Here is a 19,410-nt window from a genome sequence, read left to right on the forward strand (position 1 = left end):
CACGGGCTCGGCGCGGCAATCGGCACGCCGAGCCCTCCGCCGATCGCCAGACCGGCACGGAAGCGTTGGCCGGCCCGCGGCCTCCTCTCGGCCTGTCGCGACGACTGCCCCGAATTCCGCATCGTCATTCTTTTTGCGAATGAGTTGCAATTGCCGAACCGCCATGCAAACTTAATGCGAGTAATTTGCAGTTGCAGAGACAAGGACGACCGGACCGATGATCCTCGATCGCGCACGACGCCGCTTCCTGATGACGATTTCCGGCCTGGTGGCCGTCGCCACGCTGCCGGGGCTCGCCGGCGCGGCCGAGGGCGCGAAGCCCTTCAAGGCGGTGACGACCTTCACGATCATCGCCGACATGGCGCAGAACGTCGCCGGCGACGCGGCGATCGTTGAATCGATCACCAAGCCGGGCGCCGAGATCCACAATTACCAGCCGACGCCAGGCGACATCGTGAAGGCGCAGGACGCGGAGCTGATCCTCTGGAACGGCCTCGGCCTGGAACTCTGGTTCGAGAAGTTCTTCGCCAATCTCGACAAGGTCGCCGAGGTGACCGTCTCCGCCGGCGTCGAGCCGATCGGCATTTCCGAGGGCCCCTATTCCGGCAAGCCCAACCCGCATGCCTGGATGTCGCCGGACGCCGCGCTCGTCTATGTCGACAACATCCGCGACGCCTTCGTGAAGCACGACCCCGCCAACGCCGACGCCTACAAGGCGAATGCCGAGGCCTACAAGGCGAAGATCAGCGCCACCGTCGCGCCGATCCGCGACGCGCTCACCGCCATTCCCGAGGAGAAGCGCTGGCTCGTCTCCAGCGAAGGCGCCTTCTCCTATCTGGCGCGCGACTTCGGCCTGAAGGAGCTCTATCTCTGGCCGATCAACGCCGACCAGCAGGGCACGCCGAAGCAGGTGCGCAAGGTGATCGACGCCGTCCGCGCCAACAACATCCCGGCCGTCTTCAGCGAGAGCACGGTCTCCGCCAATCCGGCCAAGCAGGTGGCGCGCGAGACGGGCGCGGCCTATGGCGGCGTGCTCTATGTCGACAGCCTCTCCGAGGCGGACGGCCCGGTGCCGACCTATCTCGACCTGCTGCGCGTCACCTCCGAGACGGTGGCCAAGGGCATCTCGCAGAAAGAGGCGAGCGCGGAATGAACGCACCCGTGACCCTGCAGTCACGTGACGCCGCAACCGGCGAAGGCATCACGGTCGCCGGTGCGACCGTGACCTATCGCAACGGCCACACGGCGCTGCGCGACGCCAGCTTTTCGATCCCGACCGGCACGATCACCGCGCTGGTAGGCGTCAATGGCAGCGGCAAGTCGACCCTGTTCAAGGCGATCATGGGCTTCGTCCGCGTCTCGGGCGGCACCATCCGCGTGCTCGGCCAGCCGGTCGAGCAAGCGCTGAAGAAGAACCTCGTCGCCTATGTGCCGCAGAGCGAGGACGTCGACTGGAACTTCCCGGTCCTCGTCGAGGACGTCGTCATGATGGGGCGCTACGGCCACATGAACATGCTGCGCATTCCCGGCGTCCGTGACCATCAGGCCGTCGCCGACGCGCTCGAGCGGGTCGGCATGACCGCCATGCGCAAGCGCCAGATCGGCGAGCTTTCCGGCGGCCAGAAGAAGCGCGTCTTCCTCGCCCGCGCGCTCGCCCAGGACGGCCGCGTCATCCTGCTCGACGAGCCGTTCACCGGCGTCGACGTGCAGACGGAAGCGGCGATCATCGAGCTGCTGCGCGCGCTTCGCGACGAAGGCCGCGTCATGCTGGTCTCGACCCACAATCTCGGCAGCGTGCCGGAGTTCTGCGATCGCGCCGTTCTCCTGAACCGCACCGTGCTCGCGCATGGCCCGACGCGCGAGACCTTCACCCGCGCCAATCTGGAGAAGACCTTCGGCGGCGTGCTGCGCCATGTCGTGCTCGACGCCGACATCGCCGGCGGGTCGATCGACATCCTTTCCGACGACGAGAGCCCGTTGCTCCTACCCGACAAGTCGCCTGCGCCGACGGAGCCGCGGCCGTGACCGAAGCCCTGCTCGAACCCTTCGCCTACAACTACATGGTCAACGCCATGTGGGTCAGCGCGCTGGTCGGCGGCGTCTGCGCCTTCCTCTCCGCCTATCTGATGCTGAAGGGCTGGTCGCTGATCGGCGACGCCCTCTCCCACTCGATCGTGCCCGGCGTCGCCGGCGCCTACATGCTCGGCCTGCCGTTCTCGATCGGCGCCTTCTTCTCCGGCGGCCTCGCCGCCGCGGCGATGCTGTTCCTGAACCAGCGCACCAAGCTGCGCGAGGACGCGATCATCGGCCTGATCTTCACCGGCTTCTTTGGTCTCGGCCTGTTCATGGTGTCGCTGTCACCGACATCGGTAAACATCCAGACCATCGTGCTCGGCAACATCCTCGCCATCACGCCGGAGGATACGCTGCAGCTCGCCATCATCGGCTTCGTCTCGCTCGCCATCCTCATGGTCAAGTGGAAGGACCTGATGGTCACCTTCTTCGACGAAAGCCATGCCCGCTCGATCGGCCTGAACCCGACCGCGCTGAAGATCCTGTTCTTCACACTGCTCTCCGCCTGCACCGTCGCGGCGCTGCAGACGGTCGGCGCCTTCCTGGTCATTGCCATGGTCGTGACGCCGGGCGCCACCGCCTATCTGCTCACCGACCGCTTTCCGCGCCTGCTGATGATCAGCGTCGCGGTGGGCGCGGCGACCAGCTTCGTCGGCGCCTATCTCTCCTATTTCCTCGACGGCGCCACGGGCGGCATCATCGTCGTTCTGCAGACCCTCATCTTCCTCGCAGCCTTCGTATTCGCGCCCAAGCATGGCCTGCTCGCCGCCCGCCGCCGCGCGGCCGAGGCCCTGGAGACGACGCCGTGATCGACACGCTCCTGCAACCGTTCCAGTTCGCGTTCATGCAGAACGCGCTCGTCATCTCGGTGCTGGTCGCCGTGCCGACGGCGCTGCTCTCCTGCTATCTCGTGCTCAAGGGCTGGTCGCTGATGGGCGACGCCATCTCGCATGCCGTGCTGCCGGGCGTGGTCATCGCCTATATCGTCGGCCTGCCGCTCGCGATCGGCGCCTTCGTCGCCGGCATGGGCTGCGCGCTGGCCAGCGGCTATCTCAAGGAAAACAGCCGCATCAAGCAGGATACGGTGATGGGCATCGTGTTCTCCGGCATGTTCGGCGTCGGCATCGTGCTCTACACCAAGATCGAGACCGACGTGCATCTCGACCACATCCTGTTCGGCGACATCCTCGGCGTCGGCTGGCGCGACATTCTGGAGAGCGGGATCATCGCGCTCCTGATCACCGGCATCATCGCCGTCAAATGGCGCGACCTGCTGCTGCACGCCTTCGATCCGGTGCAGGCGCGCGTCGTCGGCCTCCCCGTTCGTCTGCTGCACTACGGCCTGCTGGCGATCCTGTCGCTCGCCATCGTCGGCGCGCTGAAGGCGGTCGGCATCATCCTCGCCATCGCCATGCTGGTCTCGCCGGGCGCCATCGCCTTCCTGCTGACCCGGAAGTTCAGCGCCATGCTGCTCGTCGCGACGGCGATCGCCGTCGGCTGCTCGCTTGCCGGCGTGTATCTGAGCTTTTTCCTCGACAGCGCGCCGGCGCCGACGATCGTCCTGCTGCTGACGATCGCCTTCGTCGTCGCCTTCATCGTCTCCACCCGCCGCACCGCCCGCGCCGAAGCCGCCGCCGGACCGAGCTGAAGCGGCACGACCGGCGGTGGGCGTGTCAGGCTGCACGCGGAATCGTGCCTCCGTTCAGCGTCTCCATGCGGCGCGGAGCGGGTCCGGACGTCCGGAAGCCCGCGGCCGACCGATCACCAGGCGAGCGCCTTGCCGTCGAGCGCAGCGAGGAGCTTGGCGTCCTGCTTGTAGATGTCCTTGCGGAAATTGACGCCGGTCTCGTCGACCCAGGCGGTCAGGTAGGTCAGGTGGATCGGCAAGGGCTTCGCCAGCTTGACGACGGTGTTCTTCTCCGTCGCCACGGTCTTGTTGATCCGGTCCATGCCCCAGCCGGAGACGCCGCCGGCGACCAGAAGCTGCTCCGCCAGGTCGAGCGGCTGGCTGACGCGGATGCAGCCATGGCTGAAGGCGCGCTCGCTGCGGGCGAACAGGCTGCGCGACGGCGTATCGTGCAGATAGACGTTGTGCTCGTTCGGGAACATGAACTTGACGCGGCCGAGCGCGTTCTTCGGGCCCGGCTGCTGGCGCAGCTGGAACGGGAAGTTGCCGGGACCGTAGTTCGCCCAGTTGATCGAGCGGAGATCGAGGACCTCCTTGCCGCGGATCGCCTCGAAGCCCTGCGCCGAGAGGCCGGCGGGATTGCTGCGCAGCTTGCCCAGCTCCTCCTTGACGGCGATGCCGGCCGGCACGGTCCAGTAGGGATTGAGCTCGATATAGCGGATCTGGTCGCTGAAGACGGGCGTGCGGCTATAGGGCTTGCCGACCACGACCGACATCCGCTGCTCGGTCTCGCCGTCCTTGACGCGGCGAAGATCGAAGCCGGCGATGTTGACCATCACATATTGCTGGCCGAGATCGCGCGGCATCCAGCGCCAGCGCTCCATCGCGAGCTCGATCTCCTGGATCCGCGTCTCGACCGGAACGTTCATCGCCACCAGCGCCGCCGGGCCGACGACGCCGTCGACATCGAGCCCATGCCGCGCCTGGAAGCGCTTGACCGCCGCGACGAGCTCGGGATCGTAGGTTTCCTGGCCGTCTGGGCCATCGGGGTCGGCCGCGTCGGTGACGGCCAGCCGCTCGCGGATGTCGGCGACGCGCGGATCGGTCATGCCGGGCTTCAGCGCCGGGCCGAGCGGCACCGGCGCCCAGCCACCCTCGGCCTCGAACTCCCGATATTGCGCCAACGCCCCGCGCAGCGACGCGTAATAGCTGCTCGACGGCTGCCAGGCCTCGAAGAAATCGTCGAGGCTCTCGGCCTCGCTGACGGCCTGCAGCGCCGCCGCCTGGTCGAGCGTGCGCGTCTTCAGGAAGAAGTTCGGGTCGACCTTGCTCGGCAGGAAGCGCCCGACCGAGAGATCGGCCGTGTATTCGAGGAAGGCGGCGGAGAAGAACAGCTCGATCAGTGCCAGGCCGCGGATGTCCTTGAAATCCGTTTCCTGGAGCAGGGTGATGAGTTGGCCTGTCGGATAGTCGGTCGGCCGGAGGCCATCCGCCGCCGCGCCATCGAGCGCCGCCACCAGTTGCTCGGGCCGGTCGTCGCGCAGCCAGAGCAGGTCGCCGCCCTTCTCCTCGTAATAGGCGCGCAGGATGTCGCGCCGCTGCTGGATCGGCAGCGGCAGACGCGGCTCGCGCGCCAGGAGGTCGATCGCGTTGATGCGGATCAGCGCCAGGCTGCGTTGCACCTCTTCCACCGTCGCGGCATGGGCGGGCGGCGGCGTGAAGGCGGCCGCGGCGAGCAGCAGGGCGGCGCCGGCCATCAGCCGGCGCGCGCAACGGGAAAGCGCTGAATTACTGAAGGGGCGGCGCATAGAGGATTCCGCCTTGGGTCCAGGGAGCGTTGATGCCACGGGCCAGCTGCATCGGCGTCTCCTCGCCGAGATTGCGTTCGAAGATCTCGCCGATATTGCCGACGCCACCGACAACGGTCGCCAGCCAGTCCTCGGAAAGGCCGAGCGGCGGGCCGCTCAGCGCGCCGAGCCGCTTCGCCTCGGCCGCCTGCGCGGCGGCGACATTGGCCTGCTCCAGGCCGATCTCCTCGGCGTCAATCAGGCCGAACAGGACCCAGCGCACCAGATTGATCCACTTCGCATCATCGTCGCGCACGACGGGGCCGAGCGGCTCCTTGGAGATCACGTCGGCCAGGATGGTGTGGCTGTCGGGCTTCGGCAGGTCGGCCCGCTCCGCCGCCAGCGCCGAGCGATCGGCGGTGTAGGCGTCGCACTTGCCGTCCGCATAGGCCTTGCGCGCATCCTGACGCTCAGCGAAGGGCAGGAACGACGCCTTGAGGCCGGCCTTCTCGAAATAGGCGCTGGCATTGTCCTGCGTGGTGGTTCCGCTGACGACGCAGATGGTGGCGCCGTTCAGCTGCAGCGGGCTGGTCGCGCCATAGATGGTCGGCACCATGAAGCCCTGGCCGTCGAAATAGCTGACGCCGACGAACTCGAGCGGCCGGCCGGCGTCGCGCAGGAGCGTCCAGGTGCTGTTGCGCGCGAGCAGGTCGACCTTGCCGCCGGCGAGCGCCTCGAAGCGATCGGTCGCCGAAAGCGGCACATAGTCGACCTTGGCGGCATCGCCGAGGATCGCCAGCGCCACCGCCTTGCAGAAATCGACGTCATAGCCGCGCCACGTCCCGGCCGCGTCCTTCTCCGAGAAGCCGCCCAGGCCCTCGCTGACGCCGCAGACGAGCTTGCCGCGCGCCTTGACGTCCTCCAGCGTCCCCGCGCCGGCCGTGGCGGCAACGAACGTCAGGGAGAGTGCCGTGGCGCGCGCCATCCAGCGCGCAGCGGAAATTCGTGTCATCGTGACCCCGTCCGGGAAGTTTCGCTTCGGCAGTCGCGCCATGATTGCATCGACCCCGGCCGCCAACAAGCATGTTCGCGCCGGCCATCGCAACAGCGGCGGGCGGCGCCGCGGCCCTTCCGCCGCGACACCGCCCGCCGTTCCTGTGCAAAGGGGTGGGATCCCCCGGGCCGGGCCGGAGCCGTTCGATGGCACCAGCCTCTCGCCGGGTCGATCCGGTATCGGCTTCGCTCGAAATCGAGCTAGCGCTTGGTCACGACGATCTCGAGATAGTCCGACGGCACCACCATCGTCCCGTCATCGGCCTTGTTGAAGCGCGCGATCAGATCGGTGATGTCCTTGGCAAGCGCCATCTGGCCGGCCTCGTCCAGCGCCCCGAAGGCTTTCAGCATCGGGCCATAGAAGCGGCGGAACACGTCGAGGAAGTGCTGCGGCGAGCGATAGCGGAAGACGAAAGTCCGCGTCTCGGCCGCGATGGCGCTCGCCTCGCCGCCGCACATCTCGTCGATCCGGGCGCGCGTGCCCCAGAGCGCCGGCGACTTGGCGCCCGGCGGCGGCGACACGTGCTTGCCGATCACCTTGAACATCTGGCCGATGAAGCCGTCCGGCGTCCAGTTGGCCATGCCGACCTTGCCGCCCGGGCGGCACACGCGCATGAGTTCCGAGGCGGCGCGGTCGTGATCGGCGGTGAACATCACGCCGAAGGTCGACATCACCGCGTCGAAGGTGCCGTCGGCGAACGGCAGGTCCTCCGCGTCGGCGGTCTGGAACATGACGCTGAGCCCCTCCGCCTCGGCGCGCTTGCGGCCCTGCATCAGCAGCGCGTCGACATAGTCCGTCGACGTCACGTCGCACCAGCGGCGCGCGGCGGCCAGCGTCGCATTGCCGTTGCCAGCGGCGACATCGAGGACGCTCTGGCCCGAACGCAGGTCCATCGCCTCGGCCAGGCATTCGCCGACGATCTGCAACGTCGTGCCGACGACCGCATAGTCGCCGGACGACCAGGTCGCCTGCTGCTTGGTCTTCAGCGCGACGAGGTCGGGAGCCGCCGCCATCGTGACGGCGGCGGCAGTGGCGGGGTTCATGGTTTCGCTTCCAATCGAGGTCATGGTCATGCTCGTCTCCTGACGGGTTCTGCGCACCGGGCGCGTTGTCGAGCGTTCAACCGGCCGCGCCTGGCGGCCGTGACGGGGGATGCGAAGCGCGGTCGCACCGCCAGTCGCCCGGCGCCGCGAAGAAATCGGCTGCGTTGTGAAGGCACCGATGAGCGAAAGCGGACGCCTTGTCCGCTGCCCGGGGACCCAGCCAACCCGACTGAGGCTGCTCACGCCCTGCCGCGCGGATCTGCCCGACACGATGTCCCTGGGGCGGCGCATTGGGTATCGCAGTTTCCGCTGGGGAAGAATGATCGCGCCGCCGGATTTCTTGCCCGAGCGTCCAGACCTGCTATTTTTGGCATGACCTAGGGTCACGTGCGCGACGCGGCGCGACACGCGACCCGGCCGCTACGGGCCCATGCGGGCATCCAGCGGCCATCCTCGCGTCTGGAACGCGTCTGTCTGCGGCGTTTTCGGTTTCGCTCATGCCTGTCGATGACAAGATCGACGTCCTTTCGGACGTGTTGTCCGCCATCCGGCTCACCGGCGCCGTGTTCTACGACGTCTCGGCCCGCGCGCCCTGGGTGGCGGAGGCGCCGCCGGCCGAGCGCTTCGGCGGCCTCGTCATGCCCGGCGCCCAGCACATGATCGAATATCATGTCGTCACCCGCGGCTCGTGCTGGATCTCGATCGTCGACCGTGGCGACTTCGAACCGGTCGAGCTGCGCGAGGGCGACATCGCCGTCATGCCGCAGGGCGATCCGCACGCCCTCTCCAGCCGGCCCGGCATGCGCGCCGAGCCGCAATGGAGCGTGCACCAGCGCCCGCCGGACGATTCGATGCTGCCCTTCCTGCTCAAGACCGGCAGCGACGGCCCGACCGAGACCCATCTCGTCTGCGGCTTCTTCAGCTGCGATGCGCGCCCCTTCAATCCGCTGCTCGCCGCCCTGCCCCGCTTCATGCGGCTCGGCCGCTCCGCCGGCACGCCAGGGAGCCGGCTCGAGCAATTCATCCGCCTCGCCACCAGCGAAGCGGAAAACAAGCGCCCCGGCAGCCAGAGCATCCTGAACCGCCTCTCCGAGCTGATGTTCCTCGAAGTCGTGCGCCAGCACATGGACGAACTCGGCGCCGACCGCACCGGCTGGCTCGCCGGCCTGCGCGATCCCCTGGTCGGACGTGCCCTCGCCCTGCTGCACGCCACCCCGGCGCGCGCCTGGACCCTGGAGGATCTCGCCGCCGCCGCCGGCGCCTCGCGCTCGGCGCTGGCGGAACGCTTCACGCAGCTCGTCGGCTGTCCGCCGATCCAGTACCTGACGCAATGGCGCATGCAGATCGCCGCGAGGCGGCTCGCCGAGGGCGGCGTCAAGGTCGCGGCGGTGGCGCAGGAGATCGGCTATGATTCCGAAGCCGCCTTCAGCCGCGCCTTCAAGAAATTCGTCGGCCAGTCGCCCAGCGAATGGCGCGCCGGCGCGGGGTGAGGCCCAGCCTCGGATCGAGGCCCGTCTCGCGGTCCGTCGAAGCTCCGCGCCGCTAGCGCATGGCGAAGACTTCCTGGTGGAAGTCGCGCGGCGCGATGCCGGTCGCCACCAGGTCGGCCTTCAGCGACGCACCGAAGCCCTCCGGCCCGCAGAACCAGTAGCTGGACTCGCGCCAGCCCTCGACCTGCTCGCGGATGGTGTCGCCGGTCAGATGCGGATCGCGCGGGGTCACGATGAGATGCAGCCGCACGCCAGCCGCCGCCGCGTCGGCCGACAGCTTCGCGAGCGCCAGCTCCGACACGTCGGCGGTCGAATGGAACAGATGAACGATCTGGTCGCCGCCATGCTCCGCCAGGTATTTCATGCGCGCGACGAAGGGAGAGATGCCGACGCCGGCGCCGATCCAGACCTGATGCGGCTTCGTATCCGAGAAGGTGAAGCAGCCATAGGGGCCCTCGACGGCGGCGTGGCTGCCGGGACGGAACTCGTCGCGCAGCCGTGTCGTGAAGTCCCCGAGTTCCTTGGCGATGAACTTGACGCGCCGCTCCTGCGGGTTCCAGGCAGAGGCGATGGAAAAGGGATGCGCGCCCTCGAACCGGTTCGTCGTCACGAAGGCGAACTGCCCCGGCACATGGCCAGCCCAACCCGGCTGGAGCTCGATTTCCGTTTCGATCACGCGCAGCTCCGGATAGTAGTGCTCGGAGATCACGGTCCCGCTCACCGGCCGCAGCAGGCCGAGGCGCCGCGCCAGAACGACCGCCGCGCCCGCCAGCCCCGCCAGCATGACGGCGGCGAGCAGGATGCCGACCGGCTCGGTCCAGTAGGCGACCCGCACCAGCACCGCGGAATGATACAGCAGCGCCAGGAATACCGCCGTGATCAGCATGTGCGTCTTGGCGAACACGCCATAGGGAATCCGCCGGATTAGTGCGACCGCGATCAGCGCGACGACGATGTAGAAGCTCCATTCGCCGACGACATGGGCCAAGCCGCGCTGCCCCTCGAAGATCGCCAGCATCGGTTCGCCCGGCCCCCGCGGTCGCGGCGCGCCGCCGGGGGCCGGCGTCGGCGGGAACAGCATGCGGCGGCCGGTGGCGTACCACCAGTGCACGGCGGCGAAGACGAGCGCGCCGATCCCCAGCCAGCGATGCAGCCTGTACATCTTGTCGAGCCCGCCGAGATAGGGCTCGAGCCATTTCGGACGCGCCGCCAGAAGCGTCGCGAACGACATCGTCGCGATAGCCAGGATCCCGGTCAGCTGGATCGCCGGCCGCCGCTGGATGTCAAACAGCGAGAACGGTGTCGGAAACAGGCTGTCGGCGAAAGCCCACAGGACGACGAAGAGGGCGATGAAGATCCAGAACACCCATCCAATGACACGCATCCACGCACTCCAGGTCCCTGCCCCGCCGCAAGCAGGCCGATATCATGGGCGGAGCCTACAGCAGAGCTCGGGAACTGACGAGACGCGCGCCGCGTCGGCCCCGCATGACGGCGGGTCGACGCACGGCTTATTTTGCCGTCGCCTGTCGAAGGCCGGGCCCGTCCTTCGTCGCAGGCATGGATGCGGGACATCCGTCCCGCCGGCCGATCGCCTCAGGAGGAACAGCCATGACGCAATACTGGGTCGCCATTCACCATCCCGACGACTACGACCCCACCGCCCTGGAGGACGAGGCGATGCATCGCGACATCGACGCGCTCAACGACGAGATGGTCGCGGCCGGCGCCCGCGTCTTCGTCGGCGGCCTGCGCCCGGCCGGCAGCGCCAGGTCGGTTCGCCGCGAGGCCGATGGCCGGCTGGTTGTCACCGACGGTCCCTATGCGGAGGCGAAGGAGCATGTCGGCGGCTTCTGGGTGCTCGAATGCGCGAGCCTCGACGCCGCGCTGGACTGGGGCCGCAAGGCGGCGGCAGCCTGCCGCGCGCCGGTCGAAGTGCGTCCCTTCTTCTGAGGCCGCAGCCAACCTTCCGGAGGTCGCTAACCGCGTCTGGCGGCGCCTCGGACGCCGAGGCTCGACGCGCCTATCGGTCGGAGTTCTGCCTGTTCACGGCCCGTTCCAACGTCGCTTCCAGGCGATCCAGGACGACCACGGAACGCTTCAGCGCGATCTCGCCCGCTTCGAGCATCTCCCGGTCGGCCGCCTGCAGCCGCGAATGGACGGACGGGCGCGAGAGAGAGCGCTTCATCGTGACAGCCTCCATCTTCTGATCTGAAACGATCGCCCGGGATCGATGAGCCTCGCTTACAAAACTCCGGAGCGGATTTCGACTGCTAGATCGATCGGTTGACAGCTGCGCCGGCGAAGGGTCGCGCGGGCCGCGCCGCGCGGGCACTCGGAAAAGGTTCGCCCGGACCTCGGCCACGGCATGAGCCGGCGCCGGGCTCCCCGCCGTCGAACCGGCAAGCACCACCACTGACAGCAGACTGACAGCTTGCTCCGCCACATTGCGATGGCCGGCCGGTGGCCGAGCCAACCCAACCCGGAGCTAACATGCGTATTCTCTCGACTGTCGCTATCGCCGCGCTGACCATGCCCTTGCTGGCCGGTGCCGCCCTTGCCAGCCCGACCTGCACCAAGGAGCCGAAATCGGCCTGGATGAGTCAGGACGCCATGAAGGCCAAGATCGCCGAGATGGGCTACCAGAAGATCAAGACCTTCAAGGTCACGGGCTCCTGCTACGAGATCTACGGCTACGACAAGAACAACAAGAAGGCCGAGGTCTATTTCAATCCGGTCGACGGCTCCGTCGTGAAGGCTGAGATCGGTGACTGATCGCGGCGAGACAAGTGTCCCGTCGGAGGACTTCACGGCCGCCCCGGACGAGGCGGCCACGATCCACGTCTGGGACCCGATCGTCCGGCTGTTTCACTGGACCATCGTCACCGCCTGCGCCCTCAACCTCTTCGTGCTGGAACCCGGCCACACGCTGCATCGCGCCCTCGGCTACGCGGTCGCGGCCGCCCTGACGATCCGCCTGGTGTGGGGCTTCATCGGCACCCGCCATGCGCGCTTTGCCGATTTCTTCCCGACCCCGCGTCGGCTCGTGCCGTATCTGCGCGCGCTGCTGCAAGGCCGAGCCCCTCGCCATCTCGGCCACAATCCGGCCGGGGCGGTCATGATGATCCTTCTCATGGTCCTGCTCTCCGGCGTATGCTTGACCGGCTGGATGATGGGGCTGGACGCCTTCTGGGGCGAGGACTGGCTGGAAGAGCTTCACGGAACGCTGGCGAACGCCATCCTGGTGCTCGCGCTGGTCCATGCCGCCGCCGCGCTCTTCGAGAGCCTCCATCACCGCGAGAACCTGGTTCTGTCGATGGTGACGGGGCGCAAGAAAGCATGAGGATCCTCCTCGTCGAAGACAGCCCGCGCCTGCGCGACCTGTTGATCGAATCGATCCACAAGGCGGAATGGCGCGTCGACGCCGTCGAGACGGCCGTCGACGCGCAAGCCGCGATCGACGTTGCGCCCTATGATCTGGCGCTCGTCGATCTGGGCCTGCCGGACGGCGACGGGCTCGATCTCGTGCGGGCTCTCCGCTCCGCCGGCTTCACGGCGCCCATCCTGATCATCACCGCCCGGGGCGCGGTCGACGAGCGCATCGCCGGGCTGGATGCCGGCGCGGACGACTATCTGGTCAAACCGTTCAACCACTTCGAGCTTCTGGCCCGCTGCCGCGCCCTGCTACGGCGGGCGCCGGCGCATGTGGCCGACATGCTGGAGCTCGGCAACGTCGCCTTCGATCCGACGAGCGCGGTCCTTTCCTGCGCTGGTGAGACGGTCAACCTGTCGCCTCGCGAGCGCTCGGTTCTGGCGGTGCTGCTTCGCAACGCCGGCTCGGTGGTGCCGAAGGAGCGGATCGAGGCGAAGCTTTCCGAATTCGGCGACGAGCTCTCCGCCAATGCGATCGAGCTCGCCGTCTCGAGGCTGCGCCGACGGCTGGACGGCATCGAGGCCGGCATCTCGATCGAGACGGTGCGCGGCGCCGGCTACCTGCTCCGGGACCTGACGAATGGCTGAAGCGGCGGCGCAGCGCTCCGGCCTCGTCGCGACGATCGCCCGGCGGATCGTCCTGTTCGCCCTGATCGCCATGGCGGCGCAGCTCGTCATCGTCTTCGCCGACTATTATTTCGACGATCCCGAACTGGGGTCGCTGATGGTCGAGCGCGAGACGGCGCTGCTCGCCGAAGGAATCTCGCATCGGGACGGGCAATGGAGCTTCCGGCTGCCGGAGGGCGCCGTGGACTATGGTCCCGGCAGCACCACGCGCATCGCCCGAATCCGCCCGCAAGGCGGCGGGCTGATCTTCTCGAACTGCGGAGAGCAGTGCCTGCTCCACCTGCTGCCGGAAGAAATCGATCCGCCCGATCGCTGGATGCGGCTTCTCGGGCCGGGCAAGCCGATCGCCGTTGCCGGCGGCCGCACCCTCTGGATCGACGGCAAGCCGGTCATCATCGAGATCGCCATCCTGGACAAGGACGAAGCCGTGATGTGGCGAGCTCTCGGCCACGAATTCGCGGATCATCTCGCCATCCCGATGTTCCTGCAGCTGGTGCTGGTTCTCGGCGGCTCGCTGATCTCGACCTGGCTGGCGTTGAGGCCAGTCAGGGCCGCCGCCCGCCAGGCCGGCTCCATCGACCCGCTCGACCCCGAGCACAGGATCGACGTCAGCGCGATGCCGCGGGAAGTCGCCGAGCTCGGCGCCGCCGTCAACCGATCCCTGGCACGCATCGGCCGCCTGATGCGCGAACAGCGGCTGTTCACCACGGCCGTCGCGCACGAGATCCGCACGCCGCTCGCGATGCTGCAGCTCGAGCTTGGCCAGATCGACAGCCCGCGCGCGCGGCGCATGGAGCAGGATGTCGAGAGCCTGGCGCGGTTCGTCGGCCAGATCACGGCGCTCGGCCGCCTGGAAGCCATCGAGCGCAAGGGGTTCCAGCCGATCGACCTCGCGGAACTCGGCCGCAACGTCGTCGCCTCGATCGGGCCATGGGTCTATGACCGCCGTCATTCCATCGGCTTCGTGGACAGCTCCGCCGCCGCGATACAGGGCGACCGCGCGCTGCTGGAGGATGCCCTGATGAACCTCGTCACCAACGCCGTGACCCATACCCCGGACGGCACCGAGATCGAGGTCCGCGCGGGGCCCGGCGCCTCCATCGCGGTGATCGACAAGGCGGCGCTCTACCGGCCCGTCGCCCACGACGATACAAGGATCACCCGATCCGGCGACCGGCTCGGCATCGGCCTCGAGATCGTCAAGCGGATTGCCGCCATCCATGATGGCGCATTCTCGATTTCGGCCGATCCCGCGATCGGCACATTGGCTATCCTGACCTTCCCGCCGCACCCTGTCCCGGGCGCCGCTCGGCCCCGCGCGATCCCCTCCCACCTTCAGGAATCCCAAGATGCCGCGTCACCTAACCCACCGGGAAAACCATCTGGTCCATCGAATCGGCTGGCTCAGGGCCGCGGTCCTCGGCGCCAATGACGGCATCCTGTCGACGTCGAGCCTGATCGTCGGCGTGGCCGCCGCCGCCTCCGGCCCGAACGAGATCCTGCTCGCCGGCATCGCCGGGCTGGTGGCCGGCGCGATGTCGATGGCGGCCGGTGAATATGTCTCCGTGAGTTCGCAATCGGACACCGAGAATGCCGACCTCGCCCGGGAGCGCGCCGAACTGGCGGCCGATATCGAGGCGGAGCATCGCGAGCTGGCGGCGATCTACGAGCAGAGAGGGCTCGACAAGGAGCTCGCCCGGCAGGTGGCCGAGCAACTGATGGCCAAGGACGCGCTCGGCGCGCATGCGCGCGACGAACTCGGCATTTCCGAGATCACGACGGCGCGGCCCGTCCAGGCGGCGCTGGCCTCGGCGGCGACCTTCGCGTTCGGCGCGCTGATGCCGCTCCTGATGGTGCTGATTTCGCCGCGCGAATGGCTGGTTCCGACGGTGTCCGTCGCCTCGCTCGCCTTCCTGGCGCTGCTGGGCGCGATCGGCGCCAAGGCCGGCGGCGCCAATGTGCTGAGGGCGATGATCCGCGTCGGCTTCTGGGGCGCGATGGCGATGGCGATCACTGCGGGCATCGGCGCCGCCTTCGGCACGGTCGTCTGATCGATCCGGCCGGCGCTTCCCGCGCCAGAGCGAGCTCCTTGCCCTGGCGCGGGAAGCGCGGCCACGGCGCGAGAAGGCGCCGATCCCGGATGACGAGCGCGGCCCCGGCCGCGCCTCATCGCATCGCCAGCCGCGCATCCGGCACAACGGCCGAAGCCGGGCAGATCGGCGCGCAACCCGGACGCGACAGGTCCGGCCAATGCCCCTGCAGGATTCCATCACAAGCGCCATCCATCACTTAGTGGGAAATGGTGCCGGAAGTGGATCGGACTGGCATCGGGATAGGCGCCCCGGCAAGCAGGGCGCCCACAGGGCGGGCGCGGCTATCCGATCGTCATCAGGCTGGCATTACCGCCGGCAGCGGCGGTGTTGATGGACGTGGAAACCTCCTCCACCAGCCAGTTCAGGCAATAGGATTCGACGTCGGCCTCGATCTCCGAACTCGTCGCTGACTGGACAAGAACCAGCGGTCCGTCGAGCGCGGCGATCGCCTGGTTGACCGTGCGTACGCGCTCCGCGCTTCCCTCGACGAGGGCCGCGCAGAAGGGGCCGTCCTTGTTCCAGTCCACCGTCCATGACACACGCCCCGCCACACTCGACGGGAGGTCGCCAAGCAACGACTGCAGTCCGGACGCCGCGTCGACGAAGATCCGGTTGCCCGTGGCAAGGCCCGCCGCGACCTGGCGATAGAGGCCCGTCTCGGTGAGCGGGGCGAGCAGGACGGCGCCGCGCGGATGCAGCGCATAGAGGTTGCGCTCGCCGACCGGGCCGACGAGTTCCCGTTCCATTCCGACGGCGGAACGGCTGCCGAGTTCCCGTGCGGCGACGGCATCCCTTGCCCTGCCCTTGTCCGCCAGCCATGCAGCGAAATCTACAAGCGCCGGATCGGTGTGGCCCGGGCTCTGCCGCGGCGGTGCCGGGGCCTTCTGCACGAGGCGGCCGATATAGAGCGGTCCGCCCGCCTTCGGACCCGTTCCGGAAAGACCTCGGCCGCCGAAGGGCTGGACGCCGACGACCGCGCCGATGATGTTGCGGTTCACATAGAGATTGCCGGCCTGGATCCGCCCAGTGACATGGGCGATGGTCTCGTCGAGACGGGTGTGAAGGCCGAAGGTCAGGCCATATCCCGAACCATTGATGTCGTCGATCAGCCGATCCAGGTCCTCGCGGCGATAGCGGATGACGTGCAGCACCGGCCCGAAGATCTCCTTCTCGAGATCGGAGAGCCGGTTGATCTCGATGATGGTGGGCGCAACGAAGGTGCCGAGGCCAGCCGTCGGCGGCAACGGCAATTGCTCGACCTTGCAACCACGCGCCTTCATCTTCTCGATATGAGCGTCGATCTCGGCCTTCGCGCCTTCCGTGATCACCGGGCCGACATCGACGCTCAGGTGGTCGGTGCGCCCGATCGCGAGCTCCCGCAGCGCCCCCTTCAGCATGGTCAGGACGCGATCGGCCACATCCTGCTGCAGGCAAAGCACGCGAAGCGCCGAGCAGCGCTGGCCGGCGCTGTCGAAGGCGGATGCGATCACGTCGCCGACGACCTGCTCGGCAAGCGCGGAGGAGTCAACGATCATGCCGTTCTGGCCGCCGGTCTCGGCGATCAGTGGAATGGGCTTGCCCGACCTTGAAAGCCGGTTGGCGAGCTGAGCCTGGATCAGGCGGGCGACGCCCGTCGATCCCGTGAACATGACGCCGGCCGTCTCTTCGGCGTCAATGAGCGCGGCGCCCAGCTGCCCGCCGCCGGGCACGAACTGGAGCGCGGCGCGCGGTACACCGGCCTCGTGCAGGATCTTCACGCTCTCGAACGCGATGATCGGCGTGACGCCCGCGGGCTTTGCCATGACCGCGTTGCCGGCGACCAGCGCGGCGGCCACCTGGCCGGTAAAGATCGCGAGCGGGAAGTTCCAGGGGCTGATGCAGACGATCGGGCCAAGCGGCGCGTGCGTGGCGTCGAGTGTGCGGCGCGCCTGTTCGGCGTAGTAGCGCAGGAAGTCGACGGCCTCGCGCACCTCGCCGATCGCGTTGGCGGCAGACTTGCCCGCCTCGCGCATGATGACGCCCATCAGCGGCTCGATGCGCGCCTGCATGATCTCGGCGGCCCGATCCAGGCAGGCCGCCCGGTCGGCCGGCGCGACCGCGGCCCATTCGCGCGCGCCGATTTCGGCGAGCCGCGCGATCCTGGGGGCGGCGTCCGGTTCCAGTTCCGTGACCCGGCCGACGACGTCGCCGTAATCGGCGGGATTGAGGATCGGCCGGGTCTTGCCCCCCGCCTCGCCATCGGCGAGGAGCGGGGTGGCATGCCAGGCTTCCGTCACCGTCGCGCGCAGGCTGTCCGCCAGCCGCGCCAGTTCCGTCTCGTTGGAAAGATCGATGCCGGAGGAGTTCCGACGCTCCGCGCCATAAAGGTCGCGCGGCAACGCGATCAGGTCGTGCGGCTTTCCGACCGGAGCGACCGCTTCGACGGCATCGACCGGATCGGTGGTGAGTTCGTCGACGGAGACGTTCGGATCGGAGATGCGGTTCACGAACGAGGAGTTGGCACCGTTCTCCAGCAGACGGCGAACCAGATAGGCGAGCAGCGTCTCGTGCGTGCCGACCGGCGCGTAGATCCGGCACGGCCGGTCGAGGTTCTGCTTGCCGACGACTTCGTCATAGAGGGGCTCGCCCATGCCGTGGAGGCACTGGAACTCATACTTGCCAACCTCGAACTCGGGACCGGCGAGATGGTAGATCGTGGCCAGCGTCTGGGCGTTGTGCGTGGCGAATTGCGGGAAGATCGCGTCCGTCGCGGCCAGAAGCTTCCTGGCGCAGGCGACATAGGAAACGTCGGTGTGAACCTTCCGGGTGTAGACGGGAAAATCCGGGAGACCGTCGAGTTGGGCGCGCTTGATCTCCGCGTCCCAGTAGGCGCCCTTGACGAGGCGCACCATCATGCGGCGTCCGGAGCGGCGCGCCAGGTCGATGATGAAGTCGAGGACGAACGGGCAGCGCCTGCCATAGGCCTGGACGACGAAGCCGAGGCCGTTCCAGCCCGCGAGCCCGGCGTCGAAGCTCAGCGCCTCCAGCAGGTCGAGCGAGAGCTCGAGGCGGTCCGCTTCCTCCGCGTCGATGTTCAGGCCGATGTCATAGCGGCGAGCGAGCAGCGCGAGCGCGCGAACGCGCGGCAGAAGTTCGTCCATGACGCGCGTCGACTGCGCGCGGACGTAGCGCGGATGCAGCGCGGAAAGCTTGATCGAGATGCCGGGGCCCTCATAGACGCCGCGGCCGTCCGACGCCTTGCCGATCGCATGGATGGCGTTCTCATAATCGCGATAGTAGCGCTCGGCGTCCGCGGCCGTCGTGGCGGCCTCGCCGAGCATGTCGTAGGAGTAGCGGAAGCCGCGGGTTTCGAGCGAACGCGCCCGCTTCAGCGCCTCGTCGATCGTCTCGCCGGTCACGAACTGCTCGCCCATCATGCGCATCGCCATGTCGACGCCACGGCGGATCACGGGCTCGCCGCATCGGGCGATCAGCCGCGTCAGCGCCGCCGAAAGGCCGCGGTCGTTGACACTGGCAGTGAGCTTGCCGGTGACGACAAGGCCCCAGGTCGCCGCATTCACGAACAACGACCGGCCGCCGCCGACATGGGACTTCCAGTCGCCCTCGGCGATCTTGTCGCGGATCAGGGCGTCGCGCGTTGCCGTGTCCGGAATGCGCAGCAGCGCTTCGGCCAGACACATGAGGGCGACACCCTCCTGGCTCGACAGCGAGTATTCCTGGACAAGCCCTTCGACACCCGTTCCCCTGTGCTTGGCGCGAAGCGCCTCGATCAGCTTGCTGGCGGTGGCGCGGACGGTCGCCTTCTGCGCGGCGGGAAGCCGCGCGGCGTCGAGGAGCGGCGGCAGGCATTCGGTTTCGGGCCGCCGATAGGCCGCCGTCACCGCCTTGCGCAGTTCGGATTGCTCGCGGATCGGGGGGGCAAACTGCGAGAAGGGAGCAGAGGCGTCTGCAACGTGATCGGTTTCGGCGACGATTTTGAGCATTTTGGTTCCAGGAGGAGCGCTTGCGCGCGAAGTGGGGAGCGGCACGCGCGCAGAAGACGCGATAGGCCCAACGAAATGGAGAGTGGCCTGGCGAACTCGGCGGTCCGGCAGGGTTTCGGCAGGGGTTCGGGCCGGAGCAGATCGACCGGAAAGGCATCCCTCGGGGGGCCCGATCCTTCCCGGCGGGCACGGCGATCGCCG

At 68.2% G+C, this 19,410-nt stretch carries 17 protein-coding genes; 11 read left to right on the forward strand and 6 right to left on the reverse strand.

Going from position 1 to position 19,410, the window contains the following annotated elements:
• Window positions 1-250 precede the first annotated feature (250 nt).
• The 4 genes from G539_RS0115505 to G539_RS0115520 are packed head-to-tail and all read left to right on the forward strand — an operon-like array spanning window position 251 to window position 3,721.
• Window positions 251-1,153 carry a metal ABC transporter substrate-binding protein gene (locus G539_RS0115505; RefSeq protein ID WP_156912061.1) on the forward strand — a complete coding sequence of 301 codons (903 nt, stop codon included), beginning with the start codon at window positions 251-253 and terminating at the stop codon, window positions 1,151-1,153.
• Window positions 1,150-2,025, forward strand: coding sequence for a manganese/iron ABC transporter ATP-binding protein (locus G539_RS0115510; protein ID WP_029076003.1), 876 nt, complete (start codon window positions 1,150-1,152; stop codon window positions 2,023-2,025). The genes G539_RS0115505 and G539_RS0115510 overlap by 4 nt, the downstream gene beginning before the upstream one ends.
• A 35-nt stretch (window positions 2,026-2,060) precedes the next feature.
• Entirely contained in the window at window positions 2,061-2,882 is an 822-nt protein-coding gene (locus G539_RS0115515) for a metal ABC transporter permease (RefSeq protein WP_051231774.1), read from the forward strand.
• 35 nt (window positions 2,883-2,917) lie between these two features.
• On the forward strand, window positions 2,918-3,721 hold the full coding sequence (locus tag G539_RS0115520; protein ID WP_051231776.1) for a metal ABC transporter permease: 804 nt from the start codon (window positions 2,918-2,920) through the stop codon (window positions 3,719-3,721).
• 113 nt (window positions 3,722-3,834) lie between these two features.
• On the opposite strand, the gene G539_RS25055 is transcribed toward G539_RS0115520, so the two are convergent.
• From G539_RS25055 to G539_RS0115535, 3 genes are all read right to left on the reverse strand, one after another.
• Complete coding sequence (locus G539_RS25055; protein ID WP_084640032.1) at window positions 3,835-5,508, reverse strand: L,D-transpeptidase family protein; 1,674 nt, start codon at window positions 5,506-5,508, stop codon at window positions 3,835-3,837.
• Window positions 5,489-6,499 (reverse strand): amino acid ABC transporter substrate-binding protein, encoded by a 1,011-nt coding sequence (locus tag G539_RS0115530; RefSeq protein WP_029076006.1) that lies wholly within the window; start codon window positions 6,497-6,499, stop codon window positions 5,489-5,491. Before G539_RS0115530 ends, G539_RS25055 begins: the two co-directional genes overlap by 20 nt.
• Window positions 6,500-6,741: 242 nt before the next feature.
• The gene (locus G539_RS0115535) at window positions 6,742-7,608 is read right to left on the reverse strand and encodes a class I SAM-dependent methyltransferase (RefSeq protein WP_425402370.1); all 867 of its coding nucleotides are present in this window, start codon (window positions 7,606-7,608) and stop codon (window positions 6,742-6,744) included.
• Window positions 7,609-8,081: 473 nt separating this feature from the next.
• On the opposite strand from G539_RS0115535, the gene G539_RS0115540 reads away from it, so the two are divergent.
• Window positions 8,082-9,074, forward strand: coding sequence for an AraC family transcriptional regulator (locus tag G539_RS0115540; protein WP_029076008.1), 993 nt, complete (start codon window positions 8,082-8,084; stop codon window positions 9,072-9,074).
• A gap of 52 nt (window positions 9,075-9,126) precedes the next feature.
• Here G539_RS0115540 and G539_RS0115545 read toward each other — a convergent pair whose 3' ends face one another.
• Entirely contained in the window at window positions 9,127-10,458 is a 1,332-nt protein-coding gene (locus tag G539_RS0115545; RefSeq protein WP_029076009.1) for a ferredoxin reductase family protein, read from the reverse strand.
• 227 nt (window positions 10,459-10,685) lie between these two features.
• Between G539_RS0115545 and G539_RS0115550 the strand changes: the two genes are divergently transcribed.
• Window positions 10,686-11,027: a YciI family protein gene (locus G539_RS0115550; protein WP_029076010.1), complete on the forward strand. Its 342-nt coding sequence runs from the start codon at window positions 10,686-10,688 to the stop codon at window positions 11,025-11,027.
• Between the two features lie 70 nt (window positions 11,028-11,097).
• Here G539_RS0115550 and G539_RS0115555 read toward each other — a convergent pair whose 3' ends face one another.
• Window positions 11,098-11,262, reverse strand: coding sequence for a hypothetical protein (locus G539_RS0115555; protein WP_156911995.1), 165 nt, complete (start codon window positions 11,260-11,262; stop codon window positions 11,098-11,100).
• 305 nt (window positions 11,263-11,567) lie between these two features.
• Between G539_RS0115555 and G539_RS0115560 the strand changes: the two genes are divergently transcribed.
• Genes G539_RS0115560 through G539_RS0115580 form a run of 5 tightly spaced genes read left to right on the forward strand, consistent with a single transcriptional unit; the run spans window position 11,568 to window position 15,184 of the window.
• Window positions 11,568-11,849, forward strand: coding sequence for a PepSY domain-containing protein (locus G539_RS0115560; protein WP_029076012.1), 282 nt, complete (start codon window positions 11,568-11,570; stop codon window positions 11,847-11,849).
• The gene (locus G539_RS0115565) at window positions 11,842-12,417 is read left to right on the forward strand and encodes a cytochrome b/b6 domain-containing protein (protein WP_156911996.1); all 576 of its coding nucleotides are present in this window, start codon (window positions 11,842-11,844) and stop codon (window positions 12,415-12,417) included. Before G539_RS0115560 ends, G539_RS0115565 begins: the two co-directional genes overlap by 8 nt.
• Window positions 12,414-13,094: a response regulator gene (locus G539_RS0115570; protein WP_029076014.1), complete on the forward strand. Its 681-nt coding sequence runs from the start codon at window positions 12,414-12,416 to the stop codon at window positions 13,092-13,094. The genes G539_RS0115565 and G539_RS0115570 overlap by 4 nt, the downstream gene beginning before the upstream one ends.
• Complete coding sequence (locus G539_RS25060; RefSeq protein ID WP_051231489.1) at window positions 13,087-14,565, forward strand: sensor histidine kinase; 1,479 nt, start codon at window positions 13,087-13,089, stop codon at window positions 14,563-14,565. The genes G539_RS0115570 and G539_RS25060 overlap by 8 nt, the downstream gene beginning before the upstream one ends.
• Window positions 14,483-15,184, forward strand: coding sequence for a VIT1/CCC1 transporter family protein (locus tag G539_RS0115580; RefSeq protein WP_029076015.1), 702 nt, complete (start codon window positions 14,483-14,485; stop codon window positions 15,182-15,184). Before G539_RS25060 ends, G539_RS0115580 begins: the two co-directional genes overlap by 83 nt.
• Before the next feature lie 323 nt (window positions 15,185-15,507).
• Here G539_RS0115580 and putA read toward each other — a convergent pair whose 3' ends face one another.
• Window positions 15,508-19,383, reverse strand: a complete 3,876-nt coding sequence (putA, locus tag G539_RS0115585; protein ID WP_342665073.1) for a trifunctional transcriptional regulator/proline dehydrogenase/L-glutamate gamma-semialdehyde dehydrogenase — start codon at window positions 19,381-19,383, stop codon at window positions 15,508-15,510.
• Window positions 19,384-19,410: the final 27 nt, after the last annotated feature.

This window comes from Kaistia adipata DSM 17808 (assembly GCF_000423225.1).
GTDB lineage: Bacteria > Pseudomonadota > Alphaproteobacteria > Rhizobiales > Kaistiaceae > Kaistia > Kaistia adipata.